This is a genomic window from Nocardiopsis sp. NPDC101807 (genome assembly GCF_044766605.1).
Classification (GTDB): domain Bacteria; phylum Actinomycetota; class Actinomycetes; order Streptosporangiales; family Streptosporangiaceae; genus Nocardiopsis; species Nocardiopsis tropica.
This window is the reverse complement of sequence record NZ_JBIWMK010000003.1, coordinates 361,337-383,605: the sequence shown is the minus strand read 5'-3', so window position 1 is coordinate 383,605 and position 22,269 is coordinate 361,337. Positions and strand designations below refer to the sequence as shown.

12 protein-coding genes are annotated in these 22,269 nt (G+C 68.2%); 6 read left to right on the top strand and 6 right to left on the bottom strand.

Going from position 1 to position 22,269, the window contains the following annotated elements:
- Positions 1-430 precede the first annotated feature (430 nt).
- The 5 genes from ACIRPH_RS11090 to ACIRPH_RS11070 all read left to right on the top strand — a co-directional run bounded on the left by ACIRPH_RS11090 (position 431) and on the right by ACIRPH_RS11070 (position 13,639).
- Positions 431-3,943 (top strand): LamG-like jellyroll fold domain-containing protein, encoded by a 3,513-nt coding sequence (locus ACIRPH_RS11090; protein WP_402912445.1) that lies wholly within the window; start codon positions 431-433, stop codon positions 3,941-3,943.
- A gap of 73 nt (positions 3,944-4,016) precedes the next feature.
- Complete coding sequence (locus tag ACIRPH_RS11085) at positions 4,017-11,135, top strand: RHS repeat-associated core domain-containing protein (protein WP_402912442.1); 7,119 nt, start codon at positions 4,017-4,019, stop codon at positions 11,133-11,135.
- 5 nt (positions 11,136-11,140) lie between these two features.
- Positions 11,141-11,656, top strand: coding sequence for an SUKH-3 domain-containing protein (locus ACIRPH_RS11080; protein WP_402912439.1), 516 nt, complete (start codon positions 11,141-11,143; stop codon positions 11,654-11,656).
- 685 nt (positions 11,657-12,341) lie between these two features.
- Positions 12,342-13,139, top strand: a complete 798-nt coding sequence (locus ACIRPH_RS11075; protein WP_402913293.1) for a polymorphic toxin-type HINT domain-containing protein — start codon at positions 12,342-12,344, stop codon at positions 13,137-13,139.
- A gap of 149 nt (positions 13,140-13,288) precedes the next feature.
- The gene (locus ACIRPH_RS11070) at positions 13,289-13,639 is read left to right on the top strand and encodes a hypothetical protein (protein WP_402912436.1); all 351 of its coding nucleotides are present in this window, start codon (positions 13,289-13,291) and stop codon (positions 13,637-13,639) included.
- A 536-nt stretch (positions 13,640-14,175) separates the two neighbouring features.
- Here the strand turns inward: ACIRPH_RS11070 and ACIRPH_RS11065 are convergent.
- The 3 genes from ACIRPH_RS11065 to ACIRPH_RS11055 all read right to left on the bottom strand — a co-directional run bounded on the left by ACIRPH_RS11065 (position 14,176) and on the right by ACIRPH_RS11055 (position 16,300).
- Positions 14,176-14,592, bottom strand: a complete 417-nt coding sequence (locus tag ACIRPH_RS11065) for a hypothetical protein (RefSeq protein WP_402912433.1) — start codon at positions 14,590-14,592, stop codon at positions 14,176-14,178.
- A gap of 94 nt (positions 14,593-14,686) precedes the next feature.
- Positions 14,687-14,920 (bottom strand): hypothetical protein, encoded by a 234-nt coding sequence (locus tag ACIRPH_RS11060; RefSeq protein WP_402912430.1) that lies wholly within the window; start codon positions 14,918-14,920, stop codon positions 14,687-14,689.
- A 495-nt stretch (positions 14,921-15,415) separates the two neighbouring features.
- Entirely contained in the window at positions 15,416-16,300 is an 885-nt protein-coding gene (locus ACIRPH_RS11055) for an aldo/keto reductase (RefSeq protein WP_402912428.1), read from the bottom strand.
- Positions 16,301-16,498: 198 nt separating this feature from the next.
- Between ACIRPH_RS11055 and ACIRPH_RS11050 the strand changes: the two genes are divergently transcribed.
- Positions 16,499-17,383: a helix-turn-helix transcriptional regulator gene (locus ACIRPH_RS11050; RefSeq protein ID WP_402913290.1), complete on the top strand. Its 885-nt coding sequence runs from the start codon at positions 16,499-16,501 to the stop codon at positions 17,381-17,383.
- A gap of 56 nt (positions 17,384-17,439) precedes the next feature.
- Here the strand turns inward: ACIRPH_RS11050 and ACIRPH_RS11045 are convergent, their stop codons facing one another.
- Genes ACIRPH_RS11045 through ACIRPH_RS11035 form a run of 3 tightly spaced genes read right to left on the bottom strand, consistent with a single transcriptional unit; the run spans position 17,440 to position 22,204 of the window.
- On the bottom strand, positions 17,440-19,218 hold the full coding sequence (locus ACIRPH_RS11045; protein ID WP_402912425.1) for a glycoside hydrolase family 15 protein: 1,779 nt from the start codon (positions 19,216-19,218) through the stop codon (positions 17,440-17,442).
- Positions 19,219-19,242: 24 nt separating this feature from the next.
- Positions 19,243-20,370, bottom strand: coding sequence for an enolase C-terminal domain-like protein (locus ACIRPH_RS11040; RefSeq protein ID WP_402912424.1), 1,128 nt, complete (start codon positions 20,368-20,370; stop codon positions 19,243-19,245).
- Between the two features lie 25 nt (positions 20,371-20,395).
- Positions 20,396-22,204, bottom strand: a complete 1,809-nt coding sequence (locus tag ACIRPH_RS11035) for a thiamine pyrophosphate-requiring protein (RefSeq protein WP_402912421.1) — start codon at positions 22,202-22,204, stop codon at positions 20,396-20,398.
- Positions 22,205-22,269: the final 65 nt, after the last annotated feature.

The window sequence follows — 22,269 nt, the reverse complement described above, 5'->3', positions numbered from 1 at the left end:
AGCGGGACGGCGGCCCACTTCCTCCGGTCCCCGATCGCTGACCCGGCGGATCCGGGGGCCGAGGTTCCCCCGGGACGTCGACCACAGGGCAGGGAGAGCTCTCGCGAACCAGCGTTCCCCGAGTGTGAAGGCAGGGTGAACGGAGGTGGTCCTTCGGATAAAGGACCATGTCAAACGATCCGGGGAAACTTAAACGCTGTTTCGGTGGATATTTGGGGGCTGTGGGTGATCCTTGTGGGCTTCGGGGTGAAATAAGCAGTTAGTTGCCCTTGTGGCTGATGTGTCCATCAGGGGTGATGTACAACACTTAGGCGGCTTTCGTGTGGGCCTGCTAACTTCCTGATCGGTCCCAGGGCGCCACCAAGGTCCCGCTCCCATGGCGAGACACCCCGCTCGGTGTTCCCCCTCCTGGGCTAGAGAGCACTTTGCCATGCCCCGCGCCGTGCCAGCACTGAGCGCTGCCGTTTTGTCGGCAGTGTTGCTCACGCCCTTCCTCGCCTCCACCTCCCACGCGGCACCGGACCTGTCCGGGGACGATGGTTCCGTGGCCACTGCCGAGCTCCTGGAGGGGGAAGCGCTCCGACAGGCCCAGGAGACCGGCGAGCCCGTCGAGATCACTGCCACCACCACCGAGACCACCCGACACCTGGCCAACCCCGACGGCAGCTTCACCATGGAGCAGAGCGCCTTCCCGGTGCGGGTCAGGACCCAGGAAGGCTGGACCCCGGTCGACACCGACCTGGTCGTGGACTCCAGGGGGACCGTGCGCCCCAAGGCGGTCACCGCGGACATCGCCTTCTCGGGTGGTGGGAACCGGGCGCTGGCCAAGGTCGGCATCGGTTCCAACGCAGTGGAACTCGGTTGGCACGAGAACCTGCCCAATCCCATCCTGGACGGCCCCCAGGCCACCTATGCGGACGTCCTCCCGGACGTCGACCTGGTCCTGACCGCCGGGGTCGACGGCTTCGGTCAGGTCCTGGTGGTGCACACCCCGGAGGCGGCCCAACACCAGGGTCTTGCCGAGCTAGAGCTGGCGCTGTCCACCACCGGAGTGACCATGCGCCTGGCCGAGAATGGCACCCTCGAGGCCGTCGGTGACCTGGGTCAGGAGAGCGTCTTCACCGCCGTCGCCCCGGCGATGTGGGACTCCACGGGCTCCTCGGACTCCGAAGAGGACCCCACGGTCATGGCGCCGACCGGAGCACGTACCGAGCTCGTCGACGTGGACCTGACTCCCGACGGCATCCGGCTGGTGCCCGACGCGGTCATGCTCGGGGACGCCGAGACCGAGTACCCCGTCTACATCGACCCGTCGGTGGCTGTGAGCAGGGTTGGACGCACTTACGTCGATGCCAACTACCCGGGGCAGTCGTACTGGAACTATGCCACCTCGCACACTCCCGGAGTCGGCTACGAACCTGCTCAGGGGAGTACCAAGCGGGCCTTCTGGCGGTTCAGCATCGACTCGCGAACCAAGAACGCCACCATCACGCGGGTGACGTTCCGCGCCAAGGTCACCCACGCGTACGGATGCACCAACGCCCAGGTCCAACTGTGGCGTACCAACGCCATCACCTCCTCCACCACCTGGAACTCCCAGAACGCCTCCTCCTACTGGAAGACCAGACTCGACACCAGGACCATCAACGCCGGACGTGCCAACTGTCCCGGTGGAGCCTCGCCGACGGTGGAGTTCGACGCCACCGAGGGATACGTGTGGAGCCGTGACGCCGGCAACGCCACCACCACACTCGGCCTGCGAGGCAACGAGTCCAAGTCCTCCGGCAACCACGACTGGCGGCGCTTCGCCTCCAACCCCACTCTCCAGGTCGACTACAACAACCCGCCCGAGGTGCCGACCAAGCTCTCGGACTCCCACGGCGGCACCTGTGCGACCAACTCCGGCTCCCCACGCCTGATCAATGAACCTCGTCCCACCTTCACCGGATACGTGCGTGACCGCGACTCGACCTCGGCAAGCCGACAGAAGGTCAAGACCCAGTTCGCCTGGTCTGTGAACGGAACTCAGACCGGCAGCGTGGACACGGCGGCGACCAACGTGGCTGTCTGGTCCGCGGGGTCCTATCAGTCCGTGCGCTCGGGCGCCCTGCCCGAGGACGTCCTCATCGCCTACCGCGCCCGCGCCCACGACGGCATCTCCTGGTCGGGCTGGTCCGGCTACTGCTACCTGATGGTCAGCACATCACGCCCCACGGAAGGCCCCGAGGTCACCTCGACCGACTACCCGGCGGGTGAGGAGTTCCACGGTTCTCCCGGGCAACCAGGGGAATTCACCTTCTCCAACAACGGGGTCACGGACGCCGAAGGCTACTTCTACGCCCTCAACGACGACTCCTGCGTGCACGAGGCGGAACCCGCTCAGCCGGGAGGAACGGTGACCATCACCCTCACCCCGCGTCTGGAGGGGCCGAACTGGATCTACGGCCGCACCGTCGACGCCTTCGGCAACTCCTCCGACTGCGTCCTGGTCCACTCCTTCCTCGTCGCACCGCCCAGTGATCCGGTTGCCCACTTCACCTTCGACGAGGGGGCGGGCCACCGGGCGGTGGACACGGCCGACCAGAGCCGGGGGGCGACGTTGTCCGACGGAGTGGAGTGGACCCGGGGGCGAATCGGCATGACAGAGAACCCCGACACCGACCCCACTCCTCGTCTTGAGCGCACTGCAGTCCACACAAGCGGCTACACGGCCGGCGACCCCGGCCCCTGGGACGAGATCACCGCGGACGGCCCGGCCGTGGACACGTCCGGCACCTTCGCCGTCTCCGCCTGGGTGAGACTGGACCGGGCCCACGCCCATCACACAGCCGTCGCCCAGGAAGGCGAGGAACAGAGCGCCTTCCACCTCGGGTATCAGGGCAACACCGGTGAGTGGGTCTTCAAGATGTCCCCGGAGGACGAGTACTGGGACGGCTCACGGGCATGGGCCACCGTCACCTCGGAGACATCGGCCCAGGTCGGGGTGTGGACACACCTGCTCGGAACCCATGATGCACAGACCGGTGAACTCGTCCTGTACGTGGACGGGGTGGCGCAGGAGAACACGGCCACGTTGGCCGGGCCGTGGAACGCCGAAGGCCCGCTCACGGTGGGGCGCTCTCTCTTCCAGGGAATCGGCAACTACTACTGGCCGGGCTCGGTTGACGATGTCAAGGTCTGGGACCGGCTCGTCCTCGACGAGACCGTCTCCGAAGCCGAGACCGCCTCTGAGGTCTGGCGTCTGGCGAACTCCTCTCTTGCCGCCGAGGGGCGGTGGGCATTCGACGAGTACGAGGGCATGGCGGTGGCGGACTCTACCGACCACGGACTCGACGCGACCCTGCACGCCGACCCTGACACCGCCTGGAACGTAGCGGAGAACGGAGTCACGGCCTCACCCGGAGTCAGGCTCAACGGTGTGGACGAGTACGCAGAGGCCTCCGGGCCGGCCCTGCGCACGGACCGCAGTTTCACCGCGTCCGCCTGGGTCCGTCTCGATGAGACCGGGGCGGCGGTCAACACCTCCGCTCTGAGCCAGGCAGGTGAGTTCCAGAGCGGCTTTCACCTCGGCTACCAAGGTTCCAACGAATCGTGGGTGTTCAAAATGGCTCCCCACGACGACGCCCCCACCGATGGCTCGACCGGATGGACCTATGCCTACTCCACCACTGCTGCCCGGCTCGGGGAGTGGGTCCACCTGGCCGGCGTGTACGACCACACCGGTGGCGAACTGATCCTCTACGTCAACGGCTTCGAGGAGTCCCGAGTCCCGGTGGACCATGCCTGGCACGCCGGCGGTCCGCTACGGATCGGCAGCGGGCAACACCGCGGCACCAACGCCTACCACTGGACCGGCGACCTGGACGATGCCCACGCGTACCAGGGCGTCGTCGACGAGCGCGACCTGTCCCGGGTGTATGCGGGCGAGTTCGCCAACACCTGAGCAACCGCCCCCACATCACCCCACCCCGTGACCGTCCCCCGCCCCGAAGAGCGGGGGACAGGAGGACTCTGCCGTGACCCCGAGCAGTGACACCCCCACCCGGCCCGGCCCGATTCGCCGCGGCATCACCTACACGGTCGGCCTCGTCCTGGTGGCAGGTCTGCTGAACACCATGCCTGCCTCCGCATTCGACTACAACCCGCGCCCCGACGTGGAGGACGTGCCCTCGGTCGCGGGAGGGGATTTGACGACCGAGGCGCCGACGCTGGACAACGCGGTTGCGGAGGCGGCGTTGACCGTACCCGCGACGGTGCAATGGCCGGAGGGCTCGGACAGCGAGCTGGACCTGAACGGGGAGCAGGCCCGGAGCCTCAGCCCCCAGGACGGGTCGCCGGTCACTGTCACAGCAGTCTCGGGGGAGGAGTTCGATGAGTGGGAGGTTCCCGAACACTGGGAGGAACCAGAGCCCGAGTTCACTGAGCCTCCTACCGAGGGTGCGGTCACGCCGGAGAGTCCACAGCGCGAGGACGGGCAACTACCGGACGAGGACGGCCCCGGAGAAACAGAGCCCGCTTCGGAGGCCGACGGCGACGAAACCACGGAAGGACCCGAGGAGGAGCAGGCTCCCCGACCGGTCGCTCCCACGGAGTCCTTGGCCGAACCGGAACCGGCGACACCGGTCGAACCCGAACCGGTCGAGTCCGTTCGGGTCCAGGTCCTCGACCGTGAGGAGGCCGAGGACACAGGGATCAACGGCTTGCTCGTGAAGGTGTCCCGAACCGACGACTCGCCCACCGTCGCGCCGGTGGAGTTGGAGGTGGACTACTCCGGCTTCGCCGCGGCCTACGGTGGGGACTACGCCTCCCGCCTCCGCATCGTCGAACTCGACGAGTGCGTGCTCGACGGGTCGTGCGAAGGTGACGACGCGGTTGCTTTCGACTCGCCCGAACTGCTGGGCAACAATGTCCAGGACCACACTCTCACCGCGGTCGTGGCCGCGCCCCCTGCCGAGGGTGCCCTCTTCGCCCTGGCCGCCTCCTCAGCCGGCGGCAACGGTGACTACGGGGCCACCCAACTCGCGGCCTCCTCCTCCTGGAACGTCAACAACCAGTCCGGTGACTTCTCCTGGTCCTATGCGTTCCCGGCCCCTCCCGCACCCAGCGCGCTCAATCCGTCCGTCGGCCTGAGCTACTCGTCCGGCGGAGTGGACGGCCGCATCACCACGTCCAACAACCAGACCTCCTGGATAGGCGACGGGTTCGCCTATGCGCCCGGGGCTATCGAGCGCCGCTACTCCGCCTGCGTGGACTCCGGTCACGAGACCGGTGACCTGTGCTGGGACACCGACAACGTCACCCTGGCCATGAGCGGCCACTCCGGAGCCCTCATCAAGCACAGTGACGGAAGCTACCGGCTGTCCAATGACGACGGAACGAAGGTAGAACGCCTCACCGGAGCGACCAACGGCGCCAACCAGGGCGAGTACTGGAAGGTGACCACCCCCGAGGGCACACAGTACTTCTTCGGACGCAATCGTCTTCCCGGCTGGTCCAGCGGAGACCCCGAGACCAAGTCAGCGGAGACCATGCCGGTCTACGCGACCGAGTCGGGGCAGCCCTGCTACGAGCCCGCCTTCGCACAGTCCTGGTGCCAGCAGGCCCACAAGTGGAATCTGGACTACGTCGTCGACGTGCACGGCAACGCCATGGCGTTCTACTACGACGCCGAGACCAACCACTACGGCCGCAACCTCACCAACACTGCTACTCCCTACGTCCGGGCGGCCAACGTCAGCCGCATCGAGTACGGACTCCGCAGCGACGACTTGTACGCGACCGCTCCGGCGCGCGTCTCCTTCTCCACCTCTGAGCGATGCCTGGTCACCGACTCCTTCGACTGCGCCCCCGACAAGCGGACCTCGGCGAACGCCGAGCACTGGCCAGATGTGCCCCTGGACCAGGACTGCAAGACCGGAGCCTCCTGCGCGGGCCGCCACTCCCCGACGTTCTGGTCCACCAAGAAGCTCGACGCCATCACCACCCAGATCCATCAGAACGGCGAGTACGTCAAGGTCGACTCCTGGTCGTTCGGTCACTCCTTCCCGGAGGCAGGGGACGGGACCGGCCCCACCCTGTGGTTGGACTCCATCGAACACACCGGACACGTGGGCGGATCCGAGACCCTGCCCAAGATCACCTTCGGTGGAACCCAGATGCCGAACCGGGTGGACTCGCCCACGGACGACATCGCACCGATGCTGCGTTGGCGCCTCACCGAGATCATGACCGAGTCCGGCGGCCACCTCGACATCACGTACTCCGAACCCGAGTGCGAACCCGGTGAGACACCGCAACCGCACAACAACACCAAGCGGTGCTACCCGGTGAGGTGGACCCCCGAAGGCGGTGTGGAGCTCACCGACTGGTTCCACAAGTACGTCGTCACGTCGGTCAACGAGAAGGACCTGGTCTCGGACCAGCCCACGATGACCACCAGCTACGACTACGTGGGCACCCCCGCCTGGCGGTACACCGAGGCCGACGGCATGGTCAAGGACAAGTACCGCACCTGGGCGGACTGGCGGGGCTACGATCGCGTGATCGTCCGGACCGGCCACGAGGGAGACGTCCGTACCGAGGCGGAGTACCTGTACTTCCAGGGCATGGACGGCGACAAACAGCCCTCAGGCACACGGTCGGCCTCTGTCACGGACTCACGCGGAGTGACCCACACCGACCACAAGGAGCTCAATGGCACCCTGCGCGAGGTGATAGTCCGGGACGGTGTCGGAGGCCGTGAGATCTCCAGGGAGATCAGCACGCCCTGGTTGAGAAAGACCGCCGAGGTCACCCACTCCTGGGGCAGCCAAGCTGCCCACATCATCCAGACCGAACAGACGGTCACCTTCAGTCGCAAGGCGGACGGCGGCTGGTTCGAGACCCGGGTAGACAACACCGTCAACGATTCCGGAGCCATCACCCGTATCCGGGACCATGGCGACGTGGACGTCACCGGTGACGAGAAGTGCGTCAGCACGACCTTTGTCAGCAACACCGACGCCTGGATCCTCAACCTCGCCTCACGCAACGAGACCCTCGCTGTCGACTGCGAGGAAACCGCTGACCGTCCCGACGACGTCATCACCGACGAGCTCATCACCTACGACAACGGCGAACACGGGGCGGCCCCGACACGGGGTCTGCCCACCCGCACCGAGAAGCTCGACTCCTACGACGGTGGCGATCCGGTCTACCAGACGGTCCAGGAAGCGGCCTTCGACGCCCAGGGCAACACCGTCTCAGAGACCGACGCCAACGGTGGTGTCACCACCACCGAGTACACCCTCACCGACGCGGGCCTTCCCGGGTCGGTGACCGAGACCAACCCGCTCGGCCACACCACGACCACCTACCTCGACCCCGCGCGGGGTACGCCCATCGGCGAGACCGACGCCAACGGCCGCACCATGACGATGGCCTACGACCCGCTCGGCCGCCTGTCCGGTGTGTGGCTGCCCGACCGGGACCAGGCCGCAGGGGACACCGCCACCGCGAAGTTCGAGTACAACGTCCGCCAGGACGCCCCCACATCGATCACCACCCACACGCTGCGCACCCAGAGCGAGTACACCACCAGCCACGAGATCTTCGACGCCTTCCTGCGCCCCCGCCAGACCCAGGGGCCGGCGGTGGACGGAGGGCGGCTGATCACCGACACGTTCCACGACACCCTGGGCCAGGTCGTCAAGACCCGCGAGGCCTACCACAACGCGGAAGAGCCGAGCGACACCCTGTTCGTGGTCGCCAACGACGCCGAGATCCCCCGCCAGACCGAGACCGTTTACGACGGCGCGGGACGCCCCACCGACGTCCTGCATGTGGCCTTCGGGGAGGAGCGCTGGCGCACCACCACCGAGCAGCACAGCGACCGCACCCTGGTCACCCCGCCGGACGGGAGTGTGGCCACCACCTCCCTCAGCGATGCCCAGGGGCGCCTGGTCGAGGCACGCACGCACCACGGTCCGACCCCCGAGGGCGACTTCGACGCGATCAAGTACACCTACACCGACGACGACCAGCTCGCTACGGTGACCGACCCCGAGGGCAATACCTGGACCAACACCTACGACCTGCGTGGTCGTCTCGTAGAGACGGACGATCCCGCTGCCGGTACCACCACGATGACCTACAACCAGCTAGACCAGCTGGTCACCACCACCGACGCCCGAGGTGAGACCCTCGCCTACTCCTACGACTCCGTCGGCCGCCAGATCGGGTTGCACGACGACACACCCGACGGGGAGCTGCGGGCCTCCTGGGTCTACGACACTCTCGCCAAGGGTCACCTGACCTCGGCCAGCCGCTACGTCGACGGCTCCGCCTACACCACCCGTGTGGTGACCTACGACCGGTTCTACCGACCGACCACCACCGAGGTCCTCGTTCCCTCGAGTGAGCCCGGTCTGTCCGGCCGGTACCGGTTCATGACCCAGTACAACCTCGACGGGACCGTCAGAGCCCAGACGATGCCCGCCGCCGGAGGACTGGGACAGGAGACGGTGGCCTATTCGCACAACGACCTCGGCCTTCCCACCCAGATGGAAGGGTTCACCGACTACGTCAGCGCGACTCTCTACAGTTCGACCGGCGAACTCACCCGGCGGACGATGGACATCGGCGACTCCGCAACCCACGCCACCTGGGTGACTCGTCATTACGACCAGGCGACCGGGCGCATGAAGCAGACCGAGCTGGTACCCGAGCGGGGTGTGACCGGTTCTCTGGTGAACCAGCACTACTCCTACGACGACTCCGGCAACGTCCTCAACCTGCGCAACGAACCCACCGCCGACCACCTCCAGGCGGACGTGCAGTGCTTCACCTACGACCACATGCGCCGGATGACAGAGGCATGGACCCCCGGCAGCACCGGGGAACAGGCCTGTGCCGCCGAGCCCTCGGCCGACCGCCTGGGCGGAGCCGCGCCGTACTGGCACTCCTACGCCTATGACACCCTCGGCAACCGTGAGACCGAGGTCCAGCACGGCCCCGCGGGGGAGATCACCCGTACCTACACCCACGGTGACGCGGCAGGGCTGAGGCCCCAGGCGGTCACGGGGGTGGAGCAGACCAGCCCCGGCGGCGACCAGTTGGAGGAGTACTCCTACGACGAGGCCGGGAACATGACCGGCCGGACCACGGCAGCCAGGGACCAGGAACTGCAGTGGGACGCCGAGGGCAACCTCGCCCGGGTCACCGAGGCGGACGGCTCCCACACCTCCTACGTCTACGACGCCGACGGCCAGCGGCTGATCCGGCACGCTCCGGATGCCTCGACCCTGTACCTGCCTGGTATGGAGCTGCGCCTGGACCGGCAGTCCCTGGTCAAGGAGGCCACCCGTTTCTACTCCTTCGGAGGGGAGACGGTAGCGGTACGCCAGAGCGACGGCACCCTGTCGTGGATCCACTCCGACCACCACGGCACCGGTCAGGTCGCGGTCGACGCCCGCACCGGTGAGGAGAACCACCGGTACATGACGGTGTTCGGCACCGAACGGGGCTCCCCGAGCTCGTGGCCCTCTGACCGAGGGTTCGTCGACGGCACGATCGACGCCTCCACCGGGCTGACCCAGATCGGGGCGCGGGCCTACGACTCGGGACTGGGCAGGTTCATCTCGGTCGACCCGATCATGGACGTGGCAGACCACCAGCAGATGCACGGCTACGTCTACGCCAACAACAACCCGGTGACCTACACCGACCCGGACGGATTGTCGTGGAACCTGATCGTGGACGGCATGACCAGTGACGGGCGTCCGCTGGTCTACTCCGGTGCGAAGAAGAACGGCAAGCGGTACTGGTACGAGCACCACACCGGCAGGGCCTACCGCAATGTTGGCGGGCGTGTGTCGGTGCAGCAGTGGCACAGCGTCACCAAGACCAGGAGCAGTCCCCGCCAGGAGGCCTACCGGGCCGAGTACCAGGCAATGCAGGAGAAGATCGAGGCCCGCAACAAGCTGATCAAGGCCGCGACTGGGCTGGCGCAGCTGGTCGCCGACGAGTTGGGGATCACCGCCGGCCTGGAGTGCTTCACCACCGGTGATCTGGGCGCGTGCGGTGAGACTGCGATGAATGTCGCGCTGATGTTCGTCGGCGGGCTCGCGGGCAAGATCGCGATCAAGTACGGGCTGAGATGGGGCAAGGCCGCAGAGCTGGGGAGGAGGATCGCGGAGCTCGGCGGTGAGCTGATCGAAGGTGTCAGCGGTCTGGTCAGGGCCAACCGCAAGGTCGACAACCTTTCGTGTTCACGCGGTAACAGCTTCGTGCCGGGCACCGCCGTGGTAATGGCCGACGGGTCGACCAGACCCATCGAAGAGGTCGATGTCGGAGACCAGGTGTTGGCGACCGACCCGGAGACCGGTGAGCAGACCGCGCGGACGGTGCTGGCCACCATCATCGGGTCGGGTGCCAAGCACCTGGTGCAGATCACGGTGGACCCGACCACCGAGCGCGAAGCGGCCGGTGAGGACTCCGGATCTGAAGCTGGGGATGCGCAGGGCGAACAGGCAGGGACCCCAGGGCCGGTTGCGGCCGGGGACATAATCATCGCGACCGACGGGCACCCGTTCTGGGTGCCCGACCTGGGGCAGTGGGTCGACGCGGTCGACTTGGCCCCGGGTATGTGGTTGCAGACCTCGTCGGGCACGTGGGTACAGGTCTCCGCGGTCCAGGCATGGACGCAGGCCGCGACGGTCCATAACCTGACCGTCCAGGGCGTCCACACGTTCCACGTGGCCGCCGGGGACCTGAGCGTCCTCAGCCACAACTGCGGTGATGCTCTCCTTAATCATGCAAATAGTGTGCGCAATGAAAGTGGAGTTAAATTTGTTGCAGAATACACTTCTCCGTCGGGTAGTAAATACTATGGGCAAAATATTAGTGGCCAGAGTATTCCCCCGGGAAGGGTGGCCGATGCTGCAAATGAGGTGGGGCATCATGGTGGTTGTGCTGAAGTAAGTTGTTTGATCCAGGCGGAAAATGCTGAAGGGGCCAGTGCTGTCAGTGGGGGGAGTTTTAGGGTTATAAAGTCGCGAAACAATTCCATGCCGACTTCAAATACGGCGGATCATGGGAGTGTGGCATATCCTTGTGCCAGGTGTGAAAGGTTGTTCGCGGAGTTGAATGGGGGATGATTTTGATGAAAAGGTTCGAAAAATTTGATGATGATCTGGTTGCAGCCTTGGTTCGGGCGGGGTGGAGTCCGAATAGGGATGTCGATACGAGCGCTTGGGTGCAGTCACTGGAGCTTGAGGGGTATAGAATTCACTTGGCGGCCGAGGAAGTGCTTGCATCCATGGGAGGACTTGTGGTCCCTCCGGTAAATCCCATCGGCCCAAATTTTGAAAACGGCGACCCCTTAAATTTCGACCCCATTGCCGCCGGTGCGGCCTATCGTGAGATGGCATTGGAGATCGAAGAAGTCTTGGGTGGGTCGTATTTTCCAATTGGAGAATGGCTTAGCTACTCGAGTGTATTTATGGAGTCCGGGGGTAGGGTTGTCGCTACTGGTATGGGTTGGATCTGGGGGTTGGGGGAAACTTTCGAAGAGGCGTTGAGATTGGCAATCTTTTCTGATCGGCCGCTTGTGTGTCTTCATACCGGTCCGGGGCTTTCTCCTTGGCCTCCTGAGGTGGGAGATGGGATTGATGTTTAATTGTCTAGTTTCAAAGTGAATTTCAGTGTGAATGGGAGGTCCTTCCATTGCTGAGTTTTTCGCTAGGTGTGTAGGATCGGAGAATGGATGTCCAGACCCACGTGGGTGAGGAAGGAGGGAAGTTGGTCGTCTTCGCAGACACGGTTGATGTCTTGCTCCGTTGCGTCGGCAACGTCGGCCAGGTGGTCACCGGCCATGTTGGCTAACTTCTGGGCCTTGATGATCGACCACGGCATATCCACGGGAGTGAGCTCGGGGCATAGGTCGGCAGCCGCTCCAGAGTGAGCCAGCCCTGACTGTCCACCAAGGCGTGCATGGTCCGGCTTCGGTGCGAGCCCTGCCCCATCTCAGGCCAACACCACATTTTCGCCTTCGTAGAAGGCTTTGAGCCGCGTGAGCACCTTGGTGAGGGCCTCGGTGTTAGAGCTGCCTGGGCGCAGGTCGAAGCACAACCGGGCACCTCGGCCGGCTTCGGCGGAATGCTAGCTCAGCGCGGCGGCCATCCCTGCACGCTTTCAGTTCAACCGGTGGACCAGGGCGGAGGTGTAGCTGCAGAGTGCTTGGGGTCGCCTAGCTCGGTGGTGGGCTGATCGAGGGTGTCAGCGGTCTGGTCAGGGCCAACCGCAAGGTCGATAACCTTTCGTGTTTACGCGGTAACAGCTTCGTGCCGGGCGCCGCTGTGGTGATGGCCGACGGGTCGGCCAGGCCCGTCGAAGAGGACGATGTCGGCGAGAAGGTGTTGGCGACCGATCCGGAGACCGGTGAGCGGACCGCGCGGACAGTGCTGGCCAAGATCATCGGGTCGGGTGCCAAGCACCTGGTGCAGATCACGGTGGACCCGACCACCGAGCGCGATGCGGTCGGTGAGGACGCCGGTTCCGACAACGCAGGCGAACAGGCCGAGCAGTCGGGGATTCCAGGGCCGGTTGCCGTTGGTGACGTGATCATTGCGACCGACGGACACCCGTTCTGGGTGCCCGACCTGGAGCAGTGGGTCGACGCGGTCGACCTAGCCTCGGGGACGTGGCTGCAGACCTCCTCCGGCACCTGGGTCCAGGTCTCCGCGGTCCAGGCCTGGACGCAGGCCGCGACGGTCCATAACCTCACCGTCCAGGGCGTCCACACGTTCCACGTGGCCGCCGGGGACCTGAGCGTCCTCAACCACAACTGCGGTGGTGGAACAACTGTCTATCGCGGAGTCTCGGAAAGAAGCGGACAAACGGGGGATATGAACCCTGCTTTTGAGGATGCCACTAACGGAGTTGTGAATCCTCGCGGTGGAAGCGCGACCCCTGAGTCGCATCATAACAGTAAGACGAACAGTGAATATACGAGTTGGACAACTAGTCCTCGGGTTGCACTAACTGCGGCAACCAAGGACGGTGGTGCTGGGGTTGTAGTCCGATCAAGAATTCCTTCTGGCAGGGTGCATGTCCATTCAAATGAACAGCCTTGGGTGGAGTTCCGGGGGAGTATGAAGTGATAATCCAGGGTCGCATGACAGGAGGTGCCATTCCGGCGTGGGCGGGAATGTCTACTGATGATATGGTATTCTGATTCCGTCCGGGATTTAATTTTGTTTTGATCGGGGGCGCGGTGCAGTGTCAGATTTCCTTCTCGAGGCTCAGTTTGATGCTTCGTGAGAGTGGTTGCCGATCATTGAAATTCGTTCCAGGGGAGATTCTGGAGGGAGTGTTCGGAGACGTCCGGGCGGCTTTCGATGTCGGAGTTGCGGAGAGTTCGCTGTTCTTGGATACTTACAGGTTCAGGTATGCTTCCTACCCTGATGTCGCGGAGGCCAGGTTCGGGTGGAATGAGTTCTTCGAAGTCCTGTGCAGGGATTCGAAAAATGGCATTTTCGCCGTGAGGTCGTCTTCCTGGAGGGCGATCCTGTTGACAGATTCCCGGGTGCAGAAAATCGAAGCTGCGATCGTCGGTCCGCCCGAAGACTTCACGTGGCCGGAGGGCGCTGCGGATACTTAGCTGTGAGCTGGTGTCAGAGCCGGACGGCTCATGGTCGACCTTGTTTCTCTGAACGTCTCCCAGTGGCCGGGGTCAGAGAGGGTCTGATGCACGTGTTCATCGTGTGGAGTCTCCGAGGACGACGCCATGGACCACTACTGGGATCTCGAGAACTCGGTCTTCGTCCAGGGTCAGCTCTTCGAGGCGGTGGAGCCGATCAGGGCCCTCGCGATGGCTGCTCTCGCTTCTGAGCCTCCGCCCCATGTGAGGACCGTGGTCCTCGAGTTGATATTCCAGATCGCCAACGGTGTGGCCCACGGTGATGTCATCGGCCGAGGAGACCTCGGCCTGGTGCAGAGGTGCAGGGATGTCGCCGGAAGGGGGATTCTGTTCTGTACAGGGAATCCCTCGGGAAGACGGGTGAGCAGGCTCTGGATGCCGTGGACCTGGTCGGAGGCGACCGTTCGAGGCCGGCCGACTTCAGAGACGTTGCCGCCCGGCCCTGGGGCAGCTGAGAACGGGGTTCCCCGAGCCGGGGCGCGGGAGCGGCGAAGCCCTCATCGCCCGTGCAGACCGGGAGGGGCGAAGCGGGGGCGGAAGAAGCGGCGGCCGTCGACCACCACCTCGTCCTCGATCTCCCGCAGTGTCCACGGGTGGGCGGAGTGGTCGTCGACCGCCACACCGCCGTTCGCGAGGAGCAGTGCGACGGCCCGGTGGACCTCCGCGATGCCGTCCACGCGCCCGGATACGTCGATCTGCACCGCCCAGGCGGGGCGGTGCCCGATCGCTGTTGCGAGGACCGCCACGTCCTCGGGGTCCCAGTCGGAGAACAGGAAGCCCGTCTCCTCGTCGTCGATGTCGATGTAGAGGACGCCGTCCAGGATCCACGGCTCGCGCTGCCCGGGCATGCTCCGGTCCAGGAGGGCGGCGGTCACGGGCCGCTCGCCCGGGGGGAAGACGAACACGCTGCGCACGCGGGGAGTGTAGCCGGTGCGGTTCCGCCGCGCCCGTGGACGCTTCCGGGCGTACCCCGCCGCCGACGGGGCACACGGGGCCGCGCCCGACCGTTCAGCCGTCGCCGTCCCCGGCCGCCGTCCCGGCGACACCGTGCCCGGGGGAGTGGATGTGCAGCTCGCCTATCCGTCCGGCCTGGACGACGGTGCCCGCTGCGTCGCCGTGGAACTCGTTCCGGCTGATGAGGGGCTCCGCGGCGGGAGGCCCCGTCCCGGCCGGGCCGCGCCGGGGCTCCGACCGCTCCAGTCCGGGCCACCTCTGCGCGGCCTTGTGGGCCAGGACCCTCACGAGGAGGTCAGCGGTTCCCGCAGCGACCTTGCAGGCGAACAGGCCCGCGGCGATGACCAGGAGGAACTGGAGGAGCGTGGCGGGGTCGAGCTGGAGGGCGAGTTTCCGGGCAGGCTCCGCCGGCTGTGACGGCTCCGGAAAGACGAAGCCAGAACGCCCAGGACCAGTGCCTCGATCTTCGCTCGCGCCTTCCCGTTCGCCCGGAGGGTGACACCGGCGACGCTACCGGAGGCGGACGGCGGCGCGCGAGGGCGGGACGTGTCCGGACCCGGCCACGGAGCCCACCGGGGACACCGGACCGCGCGGACCGTCCGCCACGCGGCGGTCGGGCCGACCGGACCCCGGCCGGCCCGACCACCGGTGTGTCAGGGGCCGACCATGTCGTCGAGGTCCCCCGGGTCGGGCCCGTGGCTCTGGGCCATGCCCGTGCGGCCGAGGCCGACGGCGGAGACCTCCAAGCCCTGACCGGGCGTGCGCGTGTGCATGGCGGCCTCCTCAGGCCTCGGGGATCTCGATGCCGAAGTTCTCGCGGGTGACGTCGGAGGCCTCCGGACCGCCGCGGATGCCGGTGTCCAGTCCGTCGACGGCGGCGAGCTCCTCGCCGGTGAGCTCGAAGTCGAACACGTCGAAGTTCTCCACGATCCGGGACGGCGTCACCGACTTGGGGATGACCTGGCGGCCCTGCTGGATGTGCCAGCGCAGCATCACCTGCGCGGGTGTCCTGCCGTGTGCGTCCGCGATCTGCCCGATCACCGGGTCCTCCAGGGTGGAGCCCTTGGACCCGTCGCGGTAGAACGTGATGCCCCCGATCGGCGACCAGGCCTGGTTGAGGATGCCGCGCTCGCGGTCGTACTCCAGCAGCTCCGACTGCCGGAAGTAGGGGTGGACCTCGATCTGGTTGACCGCGGGCACGGTTCCGGCCCCGGAGAGCAGCCGGTCGAGGTGGTCGGGCATGAAGTTGGAGACGCCGATCGCGCGCACCCTGCCGTCGGCGTGGAGCTTCTCCAGGGCCTTGTAGGCCTGGACGGTCAGCTCGAACTCGCCGGGCAGCGCCTGGTGCAGGATCAGCATGTCCAGCTGCTCGACGCCGAGCTTGCCGGCGGACTTGTCGAAGGCGTGCAGGGTCTCGTCGTAGCCGTAGTCGGTGATCCAGACCTTGGTCTCGAGGAAGACCTCGTCGCGCGCCAGACCGGAGCGGCGCACCGCCTCGCCCACCTCGCGCTCGTTCCCGTAGGCCGCTGCGGTGTCGATGTGCCGGTAGCCCGTGGACAGGGCGGTCTCCACGGCCGTGATCGTCTGCTCCGGCGGGGTCTGGTAGACGCCGAAACCGAGGATCGGCATGTCCACGCCGTTGTTGAGAGTGACGCTCGGAATGCTCATGCACGCCACGCTAGATCAGGGGTGACCTGCGGAGGAGTACCTGGTGATACGGGTACCCGCAGTGCCCCCCACGCACCGGATCCGGCGGCCGGACCGGCGCGTCCCCGGTCGGGCCCGGCCCCGTCCCGCGGCCGTCCCGGGTAACGGCAGTACCTCCCACGCCGAGGGCGGTGCGCCTACCGTGGGGGCATGGCAACGATGGACCTGCGCAGCGAGATCCGCGAATTCCTGAGTTCGCGGCGGGCGCGCATCACCCCGCGGCAGGCGGGCCTCCCGGCGTACGGGGGCAACCGCCGGGTCAAGGGGCTGCGCCGCGAGGAGGTGGCGATGCTCGCCGGGGTCTCGGTGGACTACTACGTGCGCATGGAGCGCGGCAGCCTGGCCGGCGCCTCCGAGGGCGTGCTCGAGGCCCTGGCCTCGGCTCTGCAGCTGGACGAGGCCGAACGCGAACACCTCTTCTCCCTCGCCCGGGAATCGGGCGCGCGGAGCGGGCGCCGGGGGCGGAGCGCCCCCGCGACCGTCCGACCGGCGCTGCGGCAGGTCCTCGACGCGATCACCGACGCCCCGGCCTGGATCCGCAACGGCCGCCACGACGTGCTGGCCATGAACCGGCTCGCCCGGGCCCTCTACGCCCCCGTGCTGGCGGACCCGCGGCGTCCGGTGAACACCGCCAGGTTCGTCTACCTCCAGCCGGAGGCGGCCCGGGAGTTCTTCGTCGACTACGACCAGATCGTCCGCGACGCGGCCGCGATGCTGCGCCTGGAGGCGGGGCGCGACCCGTACGACAAGGCGCTCATCGCCCTGGTCGGCGAGCTCTCGACCCGCAGCGAGCTGTTCCGGCAGAGGTGGGCCTCCCAGGACGTGCGCTTCCACCGCTCCGGGCGCAAACGGCTCCTCCACCCGGCCGTCGGCCTGCTCGAACTCGACTTCGAGGCGATGGAACTCCCCGCCGAGCCGGGCCTGCAGCTGAACGTCTACACCGCGCCGGCCGGCTCACCGGCGGCCGACGGGCTCACGCTGCTGGCGTCCTGGGCGGCAGGCCAGGAGCGGCTCCCTACGGAGGAGCCCCAGGCCGCCCGCTGACCCGGCCGCGGTGCCGCCCGGGCGCACGCTCCGCGCGCCCTCCCGCCCAGGGGCCCTCAGTGGAACACCCGGTCGGACCCGATGGGGGAGGCCAGCCGGACGGCGGACTCCAGCATCAGCGCGTGCACGAACGCCTGGGGGAGGTTCCCCCGCATCTGGCGCTGGCCGACGTCGTACTCCTCGGAGAACAGTCCGGGCGGTCCGCAGGCGGCGCGGTTGCGCTCGAACCAGCGCAGCGCCTCGCCGTGGTGGCCCTGCTGGTGTTCGGCCAGGGCCGTCACGAACCCGCACAGGAGGAAGGCCCCCTCGGCCTCCTCCAGCGGGCGTCCGTCGTGCCGGAAGCGGTACGCGTAGTGGTCGTGGGTGAGTTCGCGGACGAAGGCCCGCAGGGTGTTCACCGTCCGCGGGTCCCCGGCCGGAAGGGCGCCCCGGAGCGGGGGCAGGAGCAGGGAGGCGTCCAGTGCCGGGTCCTCGGGGCTGCGCTGCCACCGGCCGCCGGGGTGCAGGCTGGTGGCGGCGGTCTCGGCGACCATGGCGTCGGCCAGGCGCGTCCACTCGTTCACGCGACCCGCGGTGGGCGCCGCGCCGGCCAGGGCCCGGAGCCCGGCCGCGCAGGTGAGCCTGCTGTGGGTCCACTCCCGGTCGCCGATCTCCCAGATGCCGGCGTCCGGCCTCCTCCTGTACCGGGCGATGGCGCCGACCGCGGCGTGCGCGGCGCGCCAGCCCTCCGGTTCCAGCCGCCCGTGCCGGTGGGCGGTGGCCAGGAGGATCAGCGCCTCGCCGAAGGCGTCGAGCTGGAACTGCCGGTTCACCCAGTTGCCGACGCGGTCGAAACCGCCCGGGTACCCCTCCAGGCCGAGCGTCTCCTGGTCGGGTACCCGCTCCCCGGCGACGGTGTAGGCCGGGGCCAGGTGCGGGCCGTCCTCGAGCAGCCGCGCCGAGACGAAGTCCACCGCGCAGTCCAGGAGGGGGAAGCTCCCGGCCGCCGCCGCGGCCAGGCCCGCGTAGCACTGGTCCCGGATCCAGACGTACCGGTAGTCGTAGTTGCGCCCCGTCCTGGCGCGCTCGGGGAGGCTGGTGGTGGCCGCGGCCACCATCCCCCCGGTGCTGCTGGTCAGCCCCCGCAGGACCGCGTAGGCGTGCCGGGAGTCCCGCGGGGCGAGGCCGTGGTCCAGGGCGGGGACCGTCCGGCGCCACTCGGCCGTGGTCGCCTCCCAGGCGCGGGAGGCGTCCACCCCGGCGCCGAGGGGGCCGTCGGAGACCTCCAGCACCAAGTCGTGGTGTGCCCCGGCCGCGAGGGAGACCTCGCCGGCGAGGCCGACGGGTTTCCCGTCGCGTTGCACGGTGTGCGCGGAGGGCGCTCCGCTCCATCGGAGGGACAGGTCGCCGGACCGGGCCGTCCACACGCCCTCCTCCAGGTGGAACGAGGGCGCGCCGCTCCGGCCGAAGTCGGCCGCGGGCTCGAGCCGGAGGTCGAGGAGGGCGTCCCCCTGGACGGCCGTGATGCGCCGCAGCAGCACGGCTTGGTGCGGGTCCCCCGGGAAGACCAGCGCCTCCCGGCACTCGGCGATGCCCTCCGCGGTGATCCAGCGGCTGCGCCAGACCAGCGTGCCGTGCTCGTAGTGGCCGCCGCCGACGAACCGCCCCCGCGGGGTGACCGTGTAGTGGCCGGGGCCGCCGATGAGTTCGCCGAAGACGGCGCCGGAGTCCCAGCGCGGGGCGCACATCCAGACGATGTCCCCGTGCAGGCCGATGAGGGCCCCGCGTTCGCCGTCCGCGAGCAGCGCGTAGTCCCGCAGGGTCTGCGGATCGGGCCTCCCGTGTGCGTTCCCCATGGTTCTCCTCGTCCCGGGCGCCCGTCAGCGCATGCGGAAGGGTTCGGCCCGCTCCTCGCACAGGGCCAGTCCGTGTCCCGGTGGACCGGCCAGGCCCGGCCGGAGGTTCCCCCCGGTCGGGTCGAGGGCCCCCTCGAACAGCCGGGTCTCGATGCGGACGTGGTCGTGGAACCACTCCACGTGCCGCAGGTTGGGCACCGCGGCGCCCGTGTGGGCGTGCAGGTGCGGGGCGCAGTGGGCCGATATCTCCAGGCCCGACGCCTCCGCGAGCGCCGCGGCCCTCATCCACACGGTGACGCCGCCGCAGCGGGTCACGTCGGCCTGCAGGCAGTCGACCGCTCCGGCGGCGAGCATGCGGCCGAAGTAGGGCAGATCGTAGCCGTACTCCCCGGCCGCGACGTCCGGCACGGCGCCCTCCCGCACCCGGGCCAGCCCCACCAGGTCGTCGGAGGAGACCGGCTCCTCGAACCAGGTCACCCCCTGCCCGTCCAGGGCCCGCGCCACCCGGATCGCCTGCTTCGGGGAGTAGCCCCCGTTGGCGTCGGTGTAGAGCTCCGCGGCCTCCCCGACGCTCCGCCTGGCCGCGGCCACCCGTTCGAGGTCCCGGCCCTGCTCCGTCCCCCGCGACTCCCCGATCTTGATCTTGACCCGGGGGATCCCCTGCTCCTCGACCCACGCGCGGAGCTGCCGGTCCTGTTCCGCCGCGCCGTAGGTGGTGAACCCGCCGCTCCCGTAGACGGGCACCTCGGTCCGGACGGCGCCGAGAAGCCGGGCGAGCGGCAGGTCGAGCAGGCGTGCCTTGAGGTCCCACAGGGCCACGTCCACGGCCGAGAGCGCGCCGGCGACCAGTCCCGGGCGGCCCGCGTTGCGCACGGCCACGGCCATCGCCTCGTTCGCCCCGGGCACGTCCCAGGCGCACCGGCCCGCCACGACCCCGGCCAGGTGCTGTTCGACGACCCGGGCGGTGGCGGCGGCGCCGTAGGTGTACCCGAGGCCCACCCGGTCGCCGGAGTGCGCGTACACCAGGACCAGTGTGGTGGAGTCCCAGGCCAGTGTCCCGTCGGCCTCGGCCCGGTCGCAGGGGACGGTGTACACGGCCGTGCCGACGCGGTCCACGGCCGGGTCCGGGGCGCCGTGCGCGGTACTGGTCATCGGATCCTCCCGTCCCTCCGGCCGTTCAGCCGCGCTTGTGGTGGCGTCCCCGGCCCGGGAGGAAGTCCTGGATCTTGGCCTTGACCCCCTGCCTGACGATGCCTGCGCTCTCGCTGTCGCCCTGGAGGACCGCCGAGGCCGCGGCCTCGATCTGCTCGAGGGTGGCGTGCGGCGGGATCGGGGGGACGTCGGGGTCGGTGCGGAAGTCGATGACGAAGGGCCGGTCCGCGCCCAGGGCCCTGTGCCAGGCGCCCGGAACGTCCTCCGGCCTCTCCACGCGCACCCCGTCGAGGCCGATCAGGCGTGCGAAGTCGGCGTAGGGCACGTCGGGCAGGGACTGGGAGGGCAGGAACTGCGGGGCGCCGGACATGGCGCGCATCTCCCACGTGACCTGGTTGAGGTCGTGGTTGTTGAGGACGGCCACGACCAGCCTGGGGTCCTTCCACCCCTGCCGGTACTTGGCGGCGGTGACGAGTTCGGCCATGCCGTTCATCTGCATGGCGCCGTCGCCCACGAGCGCCACGGCGGGCCGGTCCGGGTGGGCGAACTTGGCGCCGATGGCGTAGGGGACCCCCGGACCCATGGTCGCGAGCGTGCCCGACAGGGACCCCCGCATGGTGCCGCGGATCCGGAGGTGGCGTGCGTACCAGTTCGCCGCCGAACCCGAGTCGGCCGTCAGGATCACGTCGTCCGGCAGGAGCGCGTCCAGGGCGTGCACGACGTACTCGGGGTTGACGGGATCGGCCTCCACGGCGGCCCGGCGCCGCATGACCTCCCACCAGCGTGCCGTGTCCTTCTCGACCTTCCTGCGCCAGGCCTTGCGCTTCCTGTCGCGTTTGAGCTGGGGGAGCAGGGCGGCGAGGGTCTCCTTGGCGTCCCCGACGAGGTTGACCTCGAACGGGTAGCGCAGGCCGATCATGTGCGGGTCGATGTCGATCTGCACCGCGCGCGCCTGGTCGAAACCGGGGAGGAACTGCGAGTAGGGGAAGCTGGACCCCACCACCAGCAGGGTGTCGCAGTCCCGCATGAGCTCGTAGGAGGCCCGGGTGCCCAGGAGGCCGATCGAGCCCGTCACGTACGGCAGGTCGTCGGGCAGGACGTCCTTGCCCAGCAGGGCCTTGGCCACCCCGGCGTCCAGGCGCTCCGCGAGCGCGACTACCTCCTCCCGCGCGCCCGCGGCGCCCTGGCCGACCAGGACGGCGATCCGTTCCCCCGCGTTGAGCACCTGCGCGGCCCGGGAGAGGTCCGCCGGCCTCGGGACGGGTGCGGGGGTGGACAGGCCGAGGCTGGACGGCACCATCTTGAAGTCGTGGGTCGGCGGGGAGTAGTCCAGCTCCTGCACGTCGGCGGGGATGACGACGGCGGTCACCGTCCTCCTCGCGTAGGCGGTGCGCATCGCCCTGTCGATGACGTTGGGCAGCTGCTCGGGGACGGTCACCATCGCGCAGAAGTCCGAGGCCACGTCCTTGTACAGGCTCAGGAGGTCGACCTCCTGCTGGTAGGAGCCGCCCATGGCGCTCCGGTTGGTCTGCCCCACGATCGCCACCACGGGGACGTGGTCGAGCTTGGCGTCGTAGAGCCCGTTGAGCAGGTGGACGGCGCCGGGCCCGGAGGTCGCCGCGCACACGCCGACCCTGCCGGAGAACTTCGCGTAGCCGACCGCCTCGAAGGCGGCCATCTCCTCGTGCCGGGCCTGGATGAACTTCGGGTCGTCCTCCGCGCGTCCCCAGGCGGCGAGCAGGCCGTTGATGCCGTCGCCTGCGTAGGAGAAGACGTGTTCGACCCCCCACTCGCGCAACCGCTGCAGGATGTAGTCCGAGACCTTGACCGCCATGGGTTCCCTCGTCTTCCTCGTGGTGGGACAGGTGCCGCGACCGTGCGGACCGGTGGTGCGCGGGC